At 35.9% G+C, this 19165-nt stretch carries 14 protein-coding genes; 8 read left to right on the plus strand and 6 right to left on the minus strand.

Going from position 1 to position 19165, the window contains the following annotated elements; translation table 11 throughout:
- Positions 1–22: 22 nt before the first annotated feature.
- Positions 23–742 carry an IND family subclass B1 metallo-beta-lactamase gene (gene blaIND, locus AC106K_RS05685; protein ID WP_482443659.1) on the minus strand — a complete coding sequence of 240 codons (720 nt, stop codon included), beginning with the start codon at positions 740–742 and terminating at the stop codon, positions 23–25.
- 144 nt (positions 743–886) lie between these two features.
- On the minus strand, positions 887–1360 hold the full coding sequence (locus AC106K_RS05690) for an Lrp/AsnC family transcriptional regulator (RefSeq protein WP_482443660.1): 474 nt from the start codon (positions 1358–1360) through the stop codon (positions 887–889).
- Positions 1361–1472: 112 nt separating this feature from the next.
- Between AC106K_RS05690 and AC106K_RS05695 the strand changes: the two genes are divergently transcribed.
- The gene (locus tag AC106K_RS05695; RefSeq protein WP_482443661.1) at positions 1473–2381 is read left to right on the plus strand and encodes a DMT family transporter; all 909 of its coding nucleotides are present in this window, start codon (positions 1473–1475) and stop codon (positions 2379–2381) included.
- A gap of 45 nt (positions 2382–2426) precedes the next feature.
- On the opposite strand, the gene AC106K_RS05700 is transcribed toward AC106K_RS05695, so the two are convergent.
- Positions 2427–3080: a metal-dependent transcriptional regulator gene (locus tag AC106K_RS05700; protein WP_482443662.1), complete on the minus strand. Its 654-nt coding sequence runs from the start codon at positions 3078–3080 to the stop codon at positions 2427–2429.
- Between the two features lie 85 nt (positions 3081–3165).
- Between AC106K_RS05700 and AC106K_RS05705 the strand changes: the two genes are divergently transcribed.
- Positions 3166–4197 carry a threonine aldolase family protein gene (locus AC106K_RS05705; RefSeq protein ID WP_482443663.1) on the plus strand — a complete coding sequence of 344 codons (1032 nt, stop codon included), beginning with the start codon at positions 3166–3168 and terminating at the stop codon, positions 4195–4197.
- A 109-nt stretch (positions 4198–4306) separates the two neighbouring features.
- The gene (locus AC106K_RS05710) at positions 4307–5305 is read left to right on the plus strand and encodes a phosphotransferase enzyme family protein (protein WP_482443664.1); all 999 of its coding nucleotides are present in this window, start codon (positions 4307–4309) and stop codon (positions 5303–5305) included.
- 148 nt (positions 5306–5453) lie between these two features.
- Here AC106K_RS05710 and AC106K_RS05715 read toward each other — a convergent pair whose 3' ends face one another.
- Both AC106K_RS05715 and AC106K_RS05720 read right to left on the minus strand, forming a co-directional pair.
- Complete coding sequence (locus tag AC106K_RS05715) at positions 5454–5954, minus strand: hypothetical protein (RefSeq protein ID WP_482443665.1); 501 nt, start codon at positions 5952–5954, stop codon at positions 5454–5456.
- Between the two features lie 338 nt (positions 5955–6292).
- On the minus strand, positions 6293–7402 hold the full coding sequence (locus AC106K_RS05720; RefSeq protein WP_482443666.1) for a serine hydrolase domain-containing protein: 1110 nt from the start codon (positions 7400–7402) through the stop codon (positions 6293–6295).
- A 552-nt stretch (positions 7403–7954) separates the two neighbouring features.
- Between AC106K_RS05720 and AC106K_RS05725 the strand changes: the two genes are divergently transcribed.
- Genes AC106K_RS05725 through AC106K_RS05740 form a run of 4 tightly spaced genes read left to right on the plus strand, consistent with a single transcriptional unit; the run spans position 7955 to position 16740 of the window.
- Positions 7955–11863, plus strand: a complete 3909-nt coding sequence (locus tag AC106K_RS05725; protein WP_482443667.1) for a response regulator — start codon at positions 7955–7957, stop codon at positions 11861–11863.
- A gap of 12 nt (positions 11864–11875) precedes the next feature.
- The gene (locus tag AC106K_RS05730) at positions 11876–12232 is read left to right on the plus strand and encodes a response regulator transcription factor (protein WP_482443668.1); all 357 of its coding nucleotides are present in this window, start codon (positions 11876–11878) and stop codon (positions 12230–12232) included.
- 9 nt (positions 12233–12241) lie between these two features.
- Positions 12242–13309, plus strand: coding sequence for a HEAT repeat domain-containing protein (locus AC106K_RS05735; RefSeq protein WP_482443669.1), 1068 nt, complete (start codon positions 12242–12244; stop codon positions 13307–13309).
- Entirely contained in the window at positions 13303–16740 is a 3438-nt protein-coding gene (locus AC106K_RS05740) for a sulfatase-like hydrolase/transferase (RefSeq protein ID WP_482443670.1), read from the plus strand. Before AC106K_RS05735 ends, AC106K_RS05740 begins: the two co-directional genes overlap by 7 nt.
- Here AC106K_RS05740 and AC106K_RS05745 read toward each other — a convergent pair.
- Positions 16737–17972, minus strand: a complete 1236-nt coding sequence (locus AC106K_RS05745; protein WP_482443671.1) for a YaiO family outer membrane beta-barrel protein — start codon at positions 17970–17972, stop codon at positions 16737–16739. The genes AC106K_RS05740 and AC106K_RS05745 overlap by 4 nt on opposite strands.
- Before the next feature lie 492 nt (positions 17973–18464).
- On the opposite strand from AC106K_RS05745, the gene AC106K_RS05750 reads away from it, so the two are divergent.
- Positions 18465–19121, plus strand: a complete 657-nt coding sequence (locus tag AC106K_RS05750) for a MarR family winged helix-turn-helix transcriptional regulator (RefSeq protein WP_482443672.1) — start codon at positions 18465–18467, stop codon at positions 19119–19121.
- Positions 19122–19165 lie beyond the last annotated feature (44 nt).

Genomic DNA, 19165 nt, shown 5'->3' on the forward strand with positions numbered 1-19165 from the left:
CTTCGCCGGGGCTGAATCCTTTTTATTTATTTTTAAGAAGATCAAGAGTATGTTCTACATGGCCTCCGCCTTTCCATTCATCATGACCAGGAATGATTAACGTTGCCTGCGAATATTTGGCTTTCAGTTTTTCCATCGTTTTCGGCCATTGTTCTACGTTGGCTTCTTTGATATATCCAAGATCGGTTGCTGTTTTGCTTTTTACCAGACATCCACCATCTAATACTTTATATTTTGGAAACCATACCACTACATTATCTACAGTGTGTCCTTCACCAAGAAAATCTACGATAAACTCTTCTCCGCCTATACGGTAAGGCTTACCGGTTTTGATGATTTCGCTTGAAGTTGCTTTTCCTTCTTTTTTCAAAAGCTCATTGGTTTTGGCCGTTGCATAGGTTTTAATTCCTTTCTTATTATAAAAGCTCAGATCTCCGGCTCTGTCGTCGTGCGAATGGGTGGCAAAAACCGCAATAACAGGCAGGTTATGGCGCTTTTTTATGGTATCCATCAGGCTTTGATACTGTACTTTTTCCCAAGGTACATCGAACAGGATTACTCCTTTTTTCGTCTTAAGATAAGCTGCATTGGCTGAATATTCTTTACCTCCGAATACTCCAAAAGTCTTGTAAATATATAGATTGGATTTAATAGGTGGCTCAATTACAAAATCTTTTACCTGCGCATTGGCAAAAGGGCTCAACAACATGGAAACAATAAAAAACTGAATGCTTTTTTTCATAATTTTTAAGGTAATAATTAAAGTTTAGGACTTGTTGGAAATATGGAATTTCCATAGAAGATTTTGCAAACCTAGTCATTTTAATGAAGCAGATTCTTTTTAGCAAAGAATTTAACCGTTTTTTAACGAATCTAACATAGTCATTTATAATAAAAGATCCAGTGGAATATCAAGCCCTGATTTTATTGTATTCATCGTCACTAAGGTCCTGAAATGTTTAATGTTCTCATTGCTGTAAAATATTCTGCGGGTAAGAATTTCGTACTCTTTCATGGAAGGAACCACAATGATCAAAACGAAATCTGATTCACCCGTTACATAATAACATTGTTGTACTTCGGGAGCAGAAGTAAATAATGTCTGAGCTTCATCAATCAGATGAATTTTATCTCTTTCCAGAAAGACTTCCACAATAAGGGTGACTGAATAGCTGAGTTTTTCTGTATCAATAACGGATACATCAGCTTTAATGACTTTCGTTTCACGCATTTTTTTGATACGTCTTTGTACAGCCGCAGCAGACAGCCCGATAGAGTCTCCAATATCACGTTGTGGAGTAAGATTATTTTTCTGTAGTATCTTGAGAATTGAAATATCAAAATGATCCAGTTCATTCATTTTCTTGAAAATTAATAATTTGATGAAACAAAATTGCAAATAATTGCTTGAATTTCATTAAAAACCAAGCTGTATTTGATGCAATTTTGCATTGTGAAAATTATTTGAACCGATGAATATTGTAAAAGGATTTTGTTTAGCAGCTTTGGCTGCACTATTTTGGGGCGTCTCAGGGACATTTGCTCAGTTTCTATTTCAACAGAGAGGAATTAATATTGAATGGATGATTACAATGAGGCTGCTTATCTCAGGTTTTTTCCTTCTTATTTTTGCAAAATTGGGAGAAAAATCAGATCTTTTTGAGATCTGGAGAGATAAAAAGGATGCAGTACAGCTAATGATCTTTAGTATAGTAGGGATGCTGGCTGTACAGTATACTTATTTTGCTGCGATAAAGCATTCCAATGCTGCAACTGCTACGGTTTTACAGTATGCAGGACCTGTAATGATTGCCATATATCTTGCTTTTAAAAATAAAAAAGTTCCTGCTTTTCTGGAAATGATAGCCATTATTTTGGCGGTATTAGGAACAGTATTACTTGTTACTCATGGGGATATTTCGAGTCTCTCAATTTCCGGAGCGGCTTTGTTTTTTGGATTGGCATCTGCGGTATCTTTAGCGATTTATACATTACAGCCTGTAAAGCTTCTCTCAAAATATAAATCATCTGTGGTGATTGGCTGGGGAATGCTCTGTGGTGGTATTGTATTTAGTTTTGTAAAAGCGCCATGGGAAATAGAAGGGGCTTTGGATTTCCAGGCTTTTGGATATACAACTTTTATTGTCATATTCGGAACTTTAATTGCTTTTTATGCTTATTTGTCGGCGGTGAAGATTATAGGAGGACAGAAAACGAGTCTTCTTGCTTCAATGGAACCTCTCTCAGCAACAGTTTTAGCTGTATTATGGCTAAATGTTTCTTATTCTACGGTAGATTGGATTGGAAGTTTTTTTATTATATCAACTGTTTTTTTACTGAGCATCAAACCGAAGAAAGTTAAGCTGATAGAAGATCATTGAATGTGATAGAGAAAGAATAAAAAAAACAGTGATTTTCACTGTTTTTTATTTTTTTACCAATATTTTCTCTGTAGCCTTTTTACTAAGGATTTCTTTCTTCCCATCAATCTCTATCGTCATCGACTTATCGAAGCTTTCAATTTTGGTCACTTTTACTTTGGTATTCAGGAGAAGCTTTCTGTCATTTAAATACGTTAAAAAAGCGTCATCGGAAAGAGTAACGGACGCGAAAACAACAGTTTCACCCTCTTCACAGCCGCTTAACTTCTGAAGATCCTGGGCAATAATGTTTCCATCCTTATCGGGAATAGGCTCCCCATGAGGGTCGAATTTAGGGTAATCCAGAATTTCGTCCATTTTATCGAAAAAGATCTGAGAGTGTACATGTTCCAGCTGTTCTGCAATTTCGTGCACGTTTTCCCAGCCGAAATTCATTTTCTTAACCAGAAACATTTCAGTCAGTCTGTGTTTACGGACTACCAAAGCCGCTTCACGTCTACCGTTTTCGGTAACGATCAGAGGTTTGTAAGTCTCATAGATGACCCATTTCTTTTCTGCGAATTTTTTCATCATATTGTTAACGCTCGGCATTTTTACATTCAAAAATTTGCTGAGTTCGTTAATCGTCACCTTTCCTTCATTGTCAACTAAATGAAACAAAGCTTTCAGGTAATTTTCTTCTGTTAGGGTTGTTTTCAAAATGTTAGATGATTTTCAATACAAATCTAACAAAATAATATTAAAAGATCACTCTTGTTATTTTAACTTTTTTTAATTTTACTCTATGAAATTTTCATTCAAAAACGATTATTCTGAGGGATGTCACCCGAACATTTTGCAGGCTCTTTTACAATATAATCTAGAACAACAGGCGGGATATGGAGAAGATGAATATTCTTTGAATGCCAAAGAATTAATTAAGACCAAAATCAACAAAAAAGATTCTGATATTTATTTTGTCTCTGGAGGTACCCAGGCCAACTTAATTGTGATTTCTTCTGTTTTAAAACCTTATCAATGTGCTATTTCAGCTTCTACCGGACATATTCTGAATAATGAAACCGGAGCGATTGAAGCGACCGGCCATAAAGTTTTGAGCATTGAAACGGAAGATGGAAAACTAAGACCTTCAGATATTATTCCGATACTGGAAAACCATAGAAATGTACCCCATCAGGTAATGCCGAAAATGGTGTATATCTCCAATTCTACAGAACTGGGAACCATTTATCTGGCCAAAGAACTGGAAGAACTTTCGGAATTCTGTAAGCAAAACCGACTCTATCTGTTTATGGATGGGGCAAGACTGGGACATGGGCTTACTTCCGAGATCAGTGATCTTACGTTAGAAAAAGTAGCAGAACTTACGGATATTTTCTATCTGGGCGGTACGAAAAACGGAGCATTGATAGGTGAGGCGATTGTTATTAATAATCCGGCTCTCCAGGAGGATTTTGCATTTAACATTAAGCAAAAAGGAGCGTTACTGGCAAAAGGCAGATTGTTAGGGATTCAATTCATGGAACTTATGAAGAATGATCTGTATTTTGATCTCGCTAAACATGCCAATCAGCAGGCTATGAAAATAAAATATGCATTACAGGAAAAAGAGGTGAAATTTCTTTCTGATACCTATACCAATCAGATTTTCCCGATTCTAAGCAATAATCTTATTCAAACATTATCAGAAAGCTTTGATTTCTTTGTATGGAAAAAAGTGGATGATGAGTTTTCTGCCATTCGTCTCATTACTTCCTGGAGTACCAGTGATGATGCTGTAAACCGTTTTATTGAAATTATTAAGGAAGAACTGTAGGAAAGGAGGCTGGAAGAGGGAAGATGGGAGTTTTTGAAGCCTGAAAATACATTTTAAGTTCATTTTTTATCAGATATGAATCTGAATACATACAACGTAATTAAATACCATGAAAACTATTTTTCCCGCAACTTACTCAACACTTTGTCCAATTGCATTATCAGAACTTATTGCCGAAAAATATGGCTTAAAAAATGTTCAATCTAAACTTCTGGTAAGAGGAGTGGGAGATACTTATCGGGTAGAGTCGGAAGAGGACTGTTTTATACTTCGTATCTACCGTTCTTCTCATCGAAGTTTAGATCATATTAAAGAGGAAGTAAGACTATTACAGGCATTGAAAGATGCTTATGTATCTGTTTCTTATCCCATCACGGATCTTTCCGGAGATAATATTCTAAAATTGGAAGCCATTGAAGGCGTAAGGCATGCTGTTTTATTTTCCTTTGCTAAAGGTCGTGTGGCTAGATTAATGAATGATAATCAGTTTCGTGCCTTAGGAAATGAAATGGCGCGCTTTCATAATGTTTCCGCACATTTTAAAGTAGAATACGAACGATGGAATTTTGATCTTCAAACCACTGTTTTTAAACCTTTGGAAAGATTAAAACCTGTCTTTAAAGAAAACCCGGAAGATTACGAATGGCTGCAAAATATTGCTGTTGAAATAGAGCGTAAGCTGACAAAATTGGATACTTCAACGTTTTCAAAAGGGTATTGTCATTTTGATTTTCTGCCTAAGAATTTTCACTTTGATCATGATACGGTTACTTTATTCGATTTTGATTTTATGGGATATGGCTGGCTCGTCAATGATATAATGACTTTTTGGATCCATTTTGTATTGGATGTATCTGCCGGAAGAATGACCAATGAAGAATTTCAGAGAGCTTATCAGATTTTTCTGGATGGGTATCGTGAATACCGTTCAGTGAGCTCGCAGGAACTTGCCTCTATACCTTATCTTTCTATTGGATTTTGGCTGTTTTATATGAACTTTCATACCACCCATGATCAGTTTAAGGTTTTCAGTCAGATTCCACATGTGAAATCATATGTGGGTATTATGAAAAATATTGTAAACAATTATTGGGAGAAAGAAGCGTAAGGCATGTGAAGGATATTTTTTGAGGGAGAAATTCTAATCACACAATTCATTTTCAATCCAAACTAGGCTCGATCCTGAAATTTAATAAAAAGCAAAATGCTGTTCCCAAATAGGAGAACAGCATTTTTATTTGATTTCAATAGAATGTTTATTTTACGGCTTTGTTGACAGTTTTACAGTCAGCAGTGTTCAGTTTTGGGCCGTCTTTGTAGACGATCTTTTTTTCGTCGGCATATTTAGATTGTCCGTCTTCTTCTTTATGGTCCCCAATTCCTTCCGTTAAAGCATTGTCTTTCTGCAGGAAGAAAATATCTCTTTTGCTTTTTTTGCCTTCAGCAGTAAATTCGTAAGTCAGCTTCAGGGTATCTCCTGATTTGAAACCTGTTACATCACCTTTTGAACTGTCTTTTTCACTGTTTTTATAGGATAGTTTCCCGGTAATTGTTCCCAGATTATCGTCAATAGAAGCGAAAACGCTGTCTTTTCCTACAACACCTATATAGCAGAAGGATTTGGGCCCTAAAGTGTCTACTACAGGTTCTTCTACTGCAATGGTATCAGTATTGGTTTTAGGAGCAGGAGCTTCAGTCTTTTTATTACAATTGATTAAAAAAGCTGAAACAGCACCTAATAAGATTAATTTTTTCATATCCTTAATTATTATAACCCAATTTTTATGGGGCTAAAATAACAATAGTATTTGTATATAAAAAATAGGATATAAAGAGATAATGATTTATGGGTTAAAATTAATATAAGAATTAAAATCATTAATTATAGAATCCATAAAATAGAGCCTTTCATATTTTGATCTACTGTGGATACTTGCCAAAGATGATATACCCTTATAGGAAATCAGCTGTGCTTTTGTACAGGATTTTGATTATTATATGTGTAACGAAAAAAGAACTGCCAAAATATACTTTAGGTATATACTTAATGATAAAAACGGAAAAGTTGGAATTCCGTATTCTCAGTAACAATCACTTATTTTATCTCTGTTTTATTAATTAAAAGCTTTTGAAATTCCTTTCCAATAAATGGATTAATGATATGTTGGAAACCCTTTTGTAATGTAAAAACAGTAATTGTTGCATCAGATTCCGGAGAGTAAATAACATCAGTCCCCCACCAGCCTCCGTGATAGTAAGCATTAAATCCCATTTCAAAGTGATAAAGTCCCAAACAGTATTTGGATTGATCTGAAGGCAAAACGTAGGTATGCATGGCTTCCAGGATCTGTTTGTCCTGAATGATCTTTCCATCAAATAGATATTGGAAAAACAGGGCCGATTCTTTGGCCGTTGCGGCCATTCCTCCACCACCATACAAATCCCAGGAAGGGTCAATGTCGTACGAATCCCATTTGTACTTGCTTGCATACTGATGAGCGAGTGCTAGGGTGTTTGGAGGATAATTTTCTAAATTAATAAACCAGGTTTTTGTCAGATTCAGTTCTTTGTATTTCAATAAATCCCGGATAGCTGTATAGAATGGTTTATGTGTTTTTTGTTCAATAATTTCGGCTAGGAGTAAGTAATTTATATCTCCGTAACTAAACTTTTCACCTACAGGCTGAGGACTTCCAATTTCAATCGATCTCTTGATTTGTTCCTCTTTTTTCCATGTATATTTTGGATGTTGATTTACGAATTCAAAATAATCTTCGTTCACATAATCTTGAATACCAGACGTATGAGACAAAAGATGCTTTATCGTAATTGCGTCCAAATTATAACCATCTTTTTCGAATAATTGACAGGTTTTCCCCGATAGTAATTTTTTAATCGGTTGTTCCAGAGATATTTTACCTTTTTCGACCAATCTCAATATTGCAGCGGCTACATAAGGTTTGCTATTGCTCGCAATCAGAACAGGTTGTTGGGCATTTAATAGTTCATTAGTTTTGGTATTGGCGATTCCTTTCGCATAGCTCCATGAAATATTTTGTTTTGGAGCCTCCACATGGACAATAATTCCAACAGCATCCTTATTGTTATTATAAATTGAATCAATTTTATTCTTAAAAACTGTTTGCAATTGAGCAGATCCTATTAATGGAATAAACAATGTATTTAGTAGTAGTTTTTTTTTCATATGCTATTTTGAATTCTCAACTTAAAGTCACCTCATAAAGAAGAGTAGGATATTACAGGAAGTTGCATTAGAACTTATCTTCCAAAGCAAATGTAATCCATTTTTATTTATCATTCAAAGTAAAAAAGCAATAGATGAGTTGGTCAAAAGATCATCATATCCTTCATCGACCCTGATATTTTAAAATATTTAGCAAATAACTGGCGGATCCCTATTTTGGATGGAAAATGTTGATGTTATTATCTCCAAAGGTTAATAAGTTGCAACAAAGAATTTAGACCCTAAGTACCGTATCATATGATATTTTTTATTTTCATAATACAAATTATTTCTTTCAAATCCCATAATTTGTTTCAATTCATTTTAAATAATCATATATATATGTTTATTGTAAAATTTACTGTAATGAAATACAAATAATTTCGTATTTTGGTTTACTTATTAAAATAATAATTCAAAGTGCTTAAAAATATTAAAAATATAAATTTTAATGCCTTGATTATCATTTTTTAATAATCAAAAAATAAAAGTCTCTAATTGTTGATATAACATATGAAGAAGTATCCAATTCCTGCGAATGAAGAAGAGAGAATGAAGAAACTGGAGTATTTTGATCTTTTAAATCTTGAAAAAGATTCCCAGCTAGACATTTTTGCAGAAACAGCTTGCCTGGTGACAGACTGTCCTGCAGCGCTCATTGCCATGATGGAAAGCGAAACCCAGACCATCCAAAGTTGTGTGGGACTTGCTCTGGATTTTGTGGACAGGAAAAGTACTTTATGCCAGTATTCTATTGCAAGCGGAGAGGTTGTAGTCATTAATGATACTTTATCAGACGAAAGATCTTCTGATAATCCACTTATTCTGGCTGGTGGAATCCGGTTTTATGCAGGAGTACCTCTGATTGATGATGAAGGATTTGTATTAGGAACCATCTGTGTTATCGATTATAAACCTAAAACAATCACAAACGATCAGATTTCAACCTTAAAAAAAATAGGAGAGGCGATAACAAAAGTCCTGATGGGGAAAAGGAAAAATATTCAGGCTGAGTATTTTCAACAAACTTTTAATATTTCCAATAACCTGATCTGTGTTCTGGATAAAGACTTCCTACTGAAAGAGATTAATCCGGCTTTTGAAAAGGCATTTCAAATGGATAAAGGTCAGATTCTCAATCAAAATTTTATCGATCTGATAGGAAATCATAATTCTCAACTCCAATTGCTTTCCAAAAACCTTCCCGGTACGGAAGAGGAAGTAACATTTACTACTTCAACAAAGATAGATGATACCCAAACCATCATTATTGAATGGTATTTAAAACTCAATCAAAATTACTCAGAGATTTTTTGTTTTGGAATTAATATCACCCAACGTATTGATGAAAAACTTAAACTGGAAAGTTCTGAACGCCGCTTCAGAAGTTTCTTCGAAAATGCTATAGGCTTGATGAGCATGCATGATATGGAAGGAAATATCATTGCCGTCAACGAAAAGGGCAGAGAAACCCTGCAATATTCTGCCGAAGAGGTAGAAAGGTTGAATTTAAAAGACCTTGTTCCTCAAAAAAACTGGCCTCTTCTTGAACAATATCTCGAAAGAATCAACAAAAATGAGGAAGATTTCGGAACCATGATCCTGAAAACAAAAGGAGGTGAAGACATGATCTGGATGTACCATAATCTTGTGGAAATCAACAAGGAAGGGAAACCTTATGTGGTAAGTACCGCACTGAATGTTACTGAAAGAGTAAGTTTGGAAAAAGATCTTGTTCATACCAAAAAAATGCTGGAGCAAACAAGCGCTGTTGCCCAGGTTGGAGGATGGGAAGTGAACCTTAAAAACAATACTGTTCTGTGGTCACAATCTACCAGAGAAATCCATAAAATAGATAAAAATTTCCAGCCTGATTTTGAAAATGCACTAGGTTTCTACAGTGAAAAAAGCCGGGAAAAGCTGGAATTCTTATTCGAAAAAGCCATAAAAGAAGGCGTTCCTTACGATGAGGAATTGCAGCTTATACAAAATGACGGGGTGATGATCTGGGTAAGGGTAAAAGGTATTCCGGAATTTGAAGACGGCGTATGTACCAGAGTCTATGGAATCATTCAGAATATTGATACCTTCAAAAATGTTTACCTTGAACTGGCCAAAAAAGAGGCTATGCTGCAGTCTTTTGTAAAATACGTACCTTCTACAGTAGCCATGTTTGATAAAGATCTTAATTATCTTTCTGTAAGCAGAAGCTGGAAAGATGAGTTCCAGATGAATGACATCAGGCTTATTGGTGAAAATATATTTAAGATTTCGCCTAATGTGCCGGATGAAAGAATAAAAATATATCAGGAGGCACTGGCAGGAAAGGCCTACAAAAATGAAGACATGGCCATCGAAGTTCCGGGTAAAGGAATCATTCAGCATTACAGCGTAGAGGTGACGCCATGGTATCTTTCCAGTAATATCATAGGCGGGATTATTGTTTCTGCACAGAATATTACAGCCTCTGTAAAAATCAATAAAGAACTGAAAAATGCCAAGAAAATGGCAGATATTGCGAGCAAAGCAAAATCTGAATTCTTAGCCAATATGAGCCATGAAATCCGAACTCCCCTGAATGGTGTTATTGGTTTCTCTGACCTCCTTTTAAAAACTCCATTGAATGATATACAGACTCAATACCTTAATTATATCAATGAATCAGGAGAAAATTTATTGAATATCATCAACGATATACTTGATTTTTCTAAAGTAGAATCCGGAAAAATGGATCTTATCATTGAGAAATCTAATATTTATGACATGGTAAGCCAGGTGATCAATGTCATCCTTTACCAGTCGCAGAAAAAAAATATTGAGTTACTGTTGAATATTGAACAGGGACTTCCTGAAACGATCTGGCTGGATGAATCAAGGTTGAAACAGATTTTAATCAACCTCCTTGGAAATGCAGTGAAATTTACAGAACAAGGAGAGATAGAACTTAAAGTAGAAAAACTGAATCTGGACAGTAAGAATATCAAATTGAGGTTTTCCGTAAGAGATACGGGAATTGGTATTCCAAAAGAAAAACAACAGCATATTTTCAATGCATTTACCCAGGAAAACAGCTCTATCAGCAAACGATATGGTGGAACAGGTCTCGGATTGACCATTTCCAATAATATCCTGAAATATATGGGAAGCAGCCTGTCATTGACGAGCGAACTACAGAAAGGATCTGTTTTCTATTTTGACATAGAGGTTCCTTATGAAACTTCTGAGAAACATGAATATGAAGACCTGAAAATAAACAAGGTACTTATTGTAGATGATAATGAAGCCAACAGGATTATTATTCAGCACATGCTTGCCTATAAAAATATAGACTCAAAGCTTGCGGCCAATGGAATGGAAGCTCTACAGATATTACTTGCAGGAGAGCGTTTTGATGTCATTTTGATGGATTACCATATGCCTGTTATTTCCGGGCTGGAAACGATAGAAAAAATCAGGGAACTATTCAGCAAACAAAATGAATCTTCCCCCCTGATTATTCTTCATACGTCTTCTGAAGAACACGATGTGATTAATTCTTTCCGTCAGGAAAACAATTCATACTTCCTGCTGAAGCCTATCAAGTCTGAAGAACTCTATAAAACATTGAGACGAGCTGTAAAAAATACAGAGAAAGAGATAACCATCATCCCACAACCTGAAACAGAAATCTCCATACTGATGCAGGCACCACAGGTTTTACTTGTAGATGACAATCCGGTGAATATGGTTCTTAACCATAAAATGATGCGTTCACTGGTTCCGGATGCACAGCTTACAGAAGCTACGGATGGACTTCAGGCCGTTTTGCAGTGTAAAGAAAAAACATTCAATATCATTTTAATGGATGTTCAGATGCCGGTAATGGATGGTCTTGAAGCTACCAAACAAATCCGCTTACTCCCGGAATATTCCAATGTTCCGATTATTGGGGTAACGGCAGGTAATGTTCTGGGCGAGAAAGAAAAGTGCCTGGATTCCGGAATGAATGATTTCCTGCCTAAACCTTTAAGACAGGCCGATCTGCTGGAAATTTTGAAGAAACACATAGGAAATGAAAATAATATCCCACCTGAAAATTCTTCCGATAAGGAAAACTATCTTGATATAAATCTCCTGAACGAACAGATAGGTGACGATGATGAGGATTTTAGAAAAATATTCTTAAATCTGGTGATAGAGCAACTTACTCAGGCTGAAGAAAACATTAAAAAAAGCACGGCTGAAAAAGACAGTACCACTCTGAAACTGATTCTTCACAAACTTAAAGGAACAGCCGGAACAGCCGGATTGGTAAAACTTACAGAACGTACTGCCAGCTGGGAAAATAAGATAGATCCTAATATGGATTTTGTTTCTATGGAAGAAGAAATTATCCACGAAATAACAACAGGATTACAATTAATTAAAAATCTAATACAATAAAAAACTAATATTATGCTGATTCTAATCGCCGAAGACGACGAACTGATTCTAAAAACGATTGAACACAAATTATTAAAAGAAGGGCATGAAGTGATCCTGACCCGAAACGGGAAAGACGCTATCGAAACCCTTAAAACCAGAGATGTAGATCTGGCCATCACAGATATTATGATGCCATTTGCCTCAGGAATTGAAATACTTTCAGCCATTAAAACCATGGGCAAGCAAGTACCAGTGATCATGCTTTCCAGTATGGGACAGGAAGAAGTAGTACTGAATGCTTTTGACCTCGGAGCGGCCGATTTTATTGTGAAACCATTCAGTCCCAATGAATTGATATTAAGAATAAAAAGATTTTCTTCAAAATAAACTGCAACCATGTTTCTCACCACTTCTGTGCATTTTCTTTTTCTTGTTTTTCTGGGAATGCTATCCTTAGTACTCGTACTGATCATCGTTGTACTCATTTACAGCTTTTACCAGTACAGAGAATCTGTTCAGGATTTCAGATGGTCTGAAGTGATCAATAAAAAAATCTCAGAAGTGATTGTATATGGTGAAGAGAAAATGTCTGCAGATGCTAACTTTTCAGCTGCTTCAGACAGTCCTTCATTCAGAAATCTGTTTCTTCAGAAGCTTGCAGAATCCGAGAAGAAATTTTCCGGGGCAGCACAGAATAGGCTTAAAGATTTATTTCAGGAATATGGCCTTCAACAGGAAGCATTAAAAAAACTCAATCAAAAGAAAGAACATATCATTGCAGGAGGAATACAGGAGCTTACAGCGATGCAAGTGGAAGAAGCATTGCCAAAAATTTCTGCATTTTTAGCTCATCCTTCAGCTCAGGTGTATCAGGAGGCACAGTATGCGATGGTAAATTTTAAAGGATTCGAAGGTCTTCATTTCCTGAACAGCACTTCCTCAAAAATATCAGAATGGCAGCAGCTTCGTTTGCTTATTTCAATCACCCAAATTCCAGAAAATTCAGGGGATAGTATTAAAAACTGGATGGAAAGTTCTAATGATGCCGTAGTCATTTTCACCCTTAAACTCTTAAGGAAATTCCAGATATTATCACTCTATTCTACAGTAATTGATCTTCTGGATCATCCTTCTGTTGACGTACGAATACAGACGGTACAAACTTTATTATCACTGGAAAATTCTTCCACCATTGCTCATCTTATGGAAACGTATCCACACCAACCGGTTGAAGTACAGAAAGAGATCCTGAAAGTCATGAAAAAGTCAAAAGACCAATGCAGTACAGATTTTCTGAAAAATCAATTATTGAACAATACCGATTCAGGAATCAGGGTGTATGCTGCAGAAGCTTTATGCGCCTTGGGGAAACAGGAATACCTGACAGAAATATCTCAAAAAGAAACGTCTTCTGAAGAACTCATTCAAATTATTAAATACGCATTACAGGAAAAAGTATGTTAGAATTCTCACACATCATCTATGAAGTCGTTATCTGGCTGTTTTTGATTTACGGAACAGCGGTAACCCTTATCTATGGCTGGATAGGAATTTATGCGTTGGGTGCTGTCTTGCGTTATAAAAAAGAAAATACATTTACAGACTACAGCATCATTGCGGCCAATCCCAATGCTCCGGTATTCAGTGTTATTGCTCCGGCCTATAATGAAGGAATGACCATTGTGGAAAATGTACGTTCTCTGTTGTCCCTTTATTATCATAATCTTGAAATCATTATTGTAAATGACGGAAGTAAGGATGATTCCATTCAAAAGCTGATCGAAGCTTACGAACTTGAATCTGTAGCTTATTTTATTCAGGGGAAAATAGAAACCAATGCAGTAAGGGGAGTTTATAAAAGTAAAAATCCGGCCTTTAAAAAACTGATTGTTGTTGATAAAGAAAACGGAGGAAAAGCGGATGCTTTAAATGTTGGCGTCAATATTTCCTCCGGTGAATATCTGGTCTGCATTGATGTTGACTGTATTCTCGAACAGGATTCGATTTTAAAGCTCGCAAAACCAATGCTTGAACAGACTGATAAAAAGTTCATTGCCTGCGGTGGAGTGATTCGTCTGGCCAACAATTGCGTTATTGAAAACGGAAAAGTAGTAAGTGTCAATATGCCGAAAACCCTACTGGGAAGAACACAGGCATTGGAATACATTCGAGCTTTTGTACTTGGGCGTATGGCATGGTCCAGAGCATCAGGGTTAATTTTGATCTCCGGTGCTTTCGGAGTCTTTGACAGAAAAATTGTACTGGCATGCGGTGGTTATGATAAAAACACAGTGGGAGAGGACATGGAGCTGGTGGTAAGAATGAGAAAGTACATGGAGGAAAAAAATGAGCCTTACGAAGTACTTACTATTCCGGATCCTCTATGCTGGACAGAAGTTCCTGAATCCAAAGATATTCTAAGAAAACAAAGAAACAGATGGATGCGCGGCACCATGGAAACTCTGTGGAAACACAGAAAAATGATGTTCAATCCGAAGTATAAAAAACTGGGAATGATCAGCCTTCCGTATTGGTTCTTCTTTGAATTTCTGGGTCCGCTCATCGAATTTTCAGGATACATTATCTTTATCATCTTTTTATTGCTCGGAATTATCAACTGGCCGTTCTTTATCGTGCTGTTCGCCCTCGTGATCTCAATGGGATTCTTATATTCCATCTATGCAATATTGGTGGATCTGGTAAGTCATCAGGTTTATACCAAAAGAAAAGATTTTCTTAGATTAATTTTCACGGCTTTTTCCGAACCGTTTTATTTTCATCCGATTGTAGTAAAAGCAGGCGTTAACGGATTTATAGATTATTTCAAAAAATCTCATGGCTGGGGCGAAATGACAAGACAAGGTTTTAATCAAAGCACACAGCATTTACCTCTGAAAGAAAGAATATACGCTATTCTTCAGGTAGGACTCAAAAAATGGGGAATGCTGGCGTTGGTTTTCTTTGCTTTATTTTTAACGGGGGTAACCGCAGAATCTCTATGGTATCAATATACCTTTCCAAAATTTGAAACATCAGCCATTATTGGTCATCTTTTCTTTGAAAACATTTTATTTGCTCTGCAACTTACATTCTGTGTCGGAATTATATATCTGATGATTAATTTTATCAAAGAAGGCTGGGCAAGAATCCTGGGAATGCTAACCCTGGTTGTTGTAGCAGTTACACAGTATATCTTATTCCTATATTTCTCTGAAAGCCGTAACGTACTGGGGGCAGATCTTTTATACTACAGTAAAGAAGAGATGAAGCAGATTTTGCAGGCAAGCGGAATGCTCAACTTCAAAAACTTTGCATTACTGGGAATTTTGATAACAGTTTCTCTTGTTCCTTTATGGATTGCTGGTAAAACAGCTTTAAAATCAATCTATCCGGGAATGATACTATTGATTTTCGGGTTAGCAGCATTCTTTATTCCTTCCAATTTAATAGGAGCAAAGGTTTTGAATTCTGAAAGTGAATTTAATCAAAATGCAGCAAAAAGTAAATGGGCTTATTTCTTTAAATCCAACGAAGACAATTTCATCAGTGACCATCCGGAACTGAATGAATTGTTGAGCGAAAATGATGATTTTACGGCCAATGCAGAAATGATCGATAAAAACTTTCCGTTCTGGAGAAAAGAAAACACACCAGACTTTCTGGGATCTTACTTCAACAGATCTGAGAAGGTTCCTAATCTTGTTTTTCTTGTGATGGAAGGTTTCGGACATGCCTATACGTCCCCAAAAGGATATATCGGTAACTTCACTCCTTATCTTGATTCTTTATCCAATAAAGGGTTGTATTGGGAAAACAGTTTAAGTTCAGCAGGAAGAACATTTGGAGCGCTACCATCATTGACAGGATCGCTTCCTTTCGGAAAAAACGGCTTCCTTGAAATAGAAAAAACACCGGAGAATTTCAATCTTTATAACATCCTTAAAGCAAACGGATTTGAAACAGGATTTTATTACGGAGGTCATGTATCATTTGACCGATACCGTGAATTCCTGGAGTACAGTGGGGTAGATCATATCGTAGACGAAACCTCTTTCAATAGTCCTTACCGTAAACTTCCTGCCAACAACGGAGAGAGCTGGGGATATGAAGATCAGGCTGTTTTAAATAAAATGCAACAGCAGCAGAAACCACAGAATCAGCCGTATTTCAATATGATACTTACACTTTCAACCCATAATCCTTTCTTAATTAACAATAAGGATTATTATGAAAAGTTGTACAACCAAAGACTCAATTCAGGGATTTTAACCAAAGAACAGAAAAAATGGGCAGCCGCTCACAAAAATCAGCTTATCTCCGTATTGAATGCTGATGATGCGATGAAAGGGTTCTTTGAAAATTACAGCAAACGTCCGGATTTCAAAAACACCATTTTTGTCATTACAGGAGATCACAGTATGCCTGAAATTACCTTAGAATCTAAAATTGACAGATTCCATGTGCCCTTATTAATCTATTCGCCCTTATTAAAAGAATCAAAACGTTTTCACAAAACAGTAAGTCATTTTGATATTGCACCTTCTATTTTAGCCTACTACAGAAACAATTATAAAATCAATACACCTTCTACAGTAACATGGGTTGGAAGAGGGTTCTCCGCAGATTCTGAAATCAACAAGGCCGGAATTCCTATGATGCAGAGTAAAAACCAACTTATTGATTTTGTCTCTGAAAAATATTATATCCATGATGGCCAGCTTTTCACCCTTAAAGACATGAAAGAGGATGCCTCCAATGATGCAGCAGCCATGGGTAAAATCAACGGCAGGTTCAATCAGTATAAAAGCATGAATGCTCAGTTTTATTCCACGAAAAAACTGATGCCGGATTCAGTAATGGTCAACTTTAAGAAAAAAACAAAGTCAAAGTTTTAAAACTTTCGGGTATAGCCTAAAGTAATATCAAACTGATTTCCTTTCTCACCCGGACGGAATTCCTGGTTATAATACATTGTTCCTATAGAAAAAAGATTGACGGAGTGATAAGAAAAATTATACTCAGCACCTACTTTAAAGGTTTTAAGCTTAAAGGTCTCGTTTTCCAGAAGGTTATTTCGGTATTCTTCCGGGCTTATCCCTGTTCCGATCTGAAAAGCAAAATAGTCCTGAGCTCCTTTTGTATAATAACGTACCGTTCCTGTATAAGAATGTGAAATATTTTTGCTGTCCGGAGTGATATAAGTACGCAGGTTGAACCAGAAATTTTTATAATATTTTCCTACAGCAGCAGTATACATCCAGATGTTGTTGCTGAAATGAAGCTGACGATAACCCAATTCTGCCTCAAAACTGTGAGGAAGATTGGCATTCAGGGAAACTCCGGTTCGGTATTTCGGAAACAGACCTACATCATCAGAATATCCTCCACCTACATAAAGATAGAACATTTTGGAAAGTCTTGGATACGCTTCCAATTCAATCTGTGTACCGCCTTGTGCAAACTTATTCGCATAGTTACCACGAAGGATCACAGAACCAATAGGTGTAATTCTTTTGTAGCTTACCCCTACGATATGCCAGTCATTATCAAACTGTTTGTCAAAATGGGAATAATTGTAAATAATTCCAATAGCATTTTTAGAAGACAGGTCCTTGATTCTTACTGCAAGAGCCCTTGCCTCTGTATTTTTTGGATTAATAGATAAAAGAGTCGTTACCGCTTTATCAGCTTCCTCATAATTATCCATTCCAAAATATACTTTAGCCTTCAGTAGCAGCAATGCTTCGGATTTAGAATGATAAGAAAGTCCTTTATCTATAATTTCGATAGCCTTTGTATCCTGATCATTCCAGTATTCCAATGAAGCATATGCCAGAAAATAATCTTCATCCTGAACCTCTCTTTTTCCGAGATCTTCAAACACAGCTCTTGCCGCAGCCAAATCTTTGTTCCATGTGTACAATCTTCCCAAAAAGACAGAAATATCAGTATAATTGGGCGCTTTTTCTAATGCCTCTTTTGCCAGGGCAATAGATGCAGCATAGTCTTTCTGTTCAAAAGCAGTGGTACGGGCTTTAACAAATAATTCATCAGCAGTAAAATTCTGTTGGCTGTATAGGGTAATTGGGAAAAGTAATGCTAATAAAAAGGTCGGATATCTTTTCATCGAAGTTTATTATTAATGAGCTACCTCTTGTATCACAAATATATTGAACTTTTATCTCTCAAACCAGAGATTATTCATTAAAACGTATTTTTTTAAGATTATTATTTTATAAAATATCAGATAATAGATAGTTATAATGAAATAATTACTGTCATAAATAAAAAGAATTGATTTTTGCATCATTACTAAATGATTGCCTTGATTTTTGCAAAACCTCGTAAACCTTTTTAGAACAAAATATTTAGGTTGATTAATATACTATTTTTAATGTTTTGATTATTCTTTCTAAACCTGTCTTTTAGAAATGGGTTTTCTTTTTTATCAAGAGTTAAAGCTTTGTTTAATAGGGTTTTAATTCTATTTTGTTTGTTTTTATTAAAATATAAACAGTCAGTCCTCTCACTTGTTCTTAATTCATAGAGTAAAATAAAATAAAAATTAAAGTGTATTTATATACTTTAATAAGTATATTTGTATACTAATTGTTTGGATATGAATTTTGATCTTATAAAAGCAGTTGTGGAACTTGTTCAGCAATTCATGGAACAGAATGAAGGTAAAACATTGTACAGTAACGACCTTCAGGGGTTTACAGAATGGATGAACGCTTCCTCTAAATCTGATTCTGAGTCGAAAGATCCGGATTGGACAGGTAAGGAATCAGGTAGAAGTTCTGACAGTATCATCAATACATTATTGATAAGAATGGGAAGGTATGCAAAAACCTATTCCCGGTCAATCGGTAATTCTGTTTTTTCAAGCCAGGATGATTTTATTTATCTGATAAGCCTGAAAACTTTTGGAGCTATGACGAAAATGGAACTGATAAGGCATAATGTGAGTGAAAAATCTTCGGGGATGCTTATTATTAACCGCTTAATCCGTAATGGATGGGCTGAACAGACCGTTTCTCAGAAAGATAAAAGAACCAAGCATATTCAGATAACAGAAAAAGGACTTTCTGTACTGGACGCCCATATGGATGAGATCCGTAAGGCCTCAAGAGTGGTAGTTGGAAATCTGAACCATTCTGAACAAATGTTGCTGATCGCCATACTTTCTAAGCTGGACGAATTTCACGACTCCTTTTACCGGATGAATATCGAAGCCATGGATCTGCTGGATATTGTCAGCAAAAGACTGAACTAATGCCCTATTAAAAAAGTACCTGCTAAAAACTATTAAATAAACAA

The organism is Chryseobacterium sp. FR048, assembly GCF_056844665.1.

Bases quoted from the DNA above. Each gene is read 5' to 3' on its own strand.
- blaIND (WP_482443659.1), bottom strand. From the start codon at position 742: ATGAAAAAAAGCATTCAGTTTTTTATTGTTTCCATGTTGTTGAGCCCT.
- AC106K_RS05690 (WP_482443660.1), bottom strand. From the start codon at position 1,360: ATGAATGAACTGGATCATTTTGATATTTCAATTCTCAAGATACTACAG.
- AC106K_RS05695 (WP_482443661.1), top strand. From the start codon at position 1,473: ATGAATATTGTAAAAGGATTTTGTTTAGCAGCTTTGGCTGCACTATTT.
- AC106K_RS05705 (WP_482443663.1), top strand. From the start codon at position 3,166: ATGAAATTTTCATTCAAAAACGATTATTCTGAGGGATGTCACCCGAAC.
- AC106K_RS05710 (WP_482443664.1), top strand. From the start codon at position 4,307: ATGAAAACTATTTTTCCCGCAACTTACTCAACACTTTGTCCAATTGCA.
- AC106K_RS05715 (WP_482443665.1), bottom strand. From the start codon at position 5,954: ATGAAAAAATTAATCTTATTAGGTGCTGTTTCAGCTTTTTTAATCAAT.
- AC106K_RS05720 (WP_482443666.1), bottom strand. From the start codon at position 7,402: ATGAAAAAAAAACTACTACTAAATACATTGTTTATTCCATTAATAGGA.
- AC106K_RS05725 (WP_482443667.1), top strand. From the start codon at position 7,955: ATGAAGAAGTATCCAATTCCTGCGAATGAAGAAGAGAGAATGAAGAAA.
- AC106K_RS05730 (WP_482443668.1), top strand. From the start codon at position 11,876: ATGCTGATTCTAATCGCCGAAGACGACGAACTGATTCTAAAAACGATT.
- AC106K_RS05735 (WP_482443669.1), top strand. From the start codon at position 12,242: ATGTTTCTCACCACTTCTGTGCATTTTCTTTTTCTTGTTTTTCTGGGA.
- AC106K_RS05740 (WP_482443670.1), top strand. From the start codon at position 13,303: ATGTTAGAATTCTCACACATCATCTATGAAGTCGTTATCTGGCTGTTT.
- AC106K_RS05745 (WP_482443671.1), bottom strand. From the start codon at position 17,972: ATGAAAAGATATCCGACCTTTTTATTAGCATTACTTTTCCCAATTACC.
- AC106K_RS05750 (WP_482443672.1), top strand. From the start codon at position 18,465: ATGAATTTTGATCTTATAAAAGCAGTTGTGGAACTTGTTCAGCAATTC.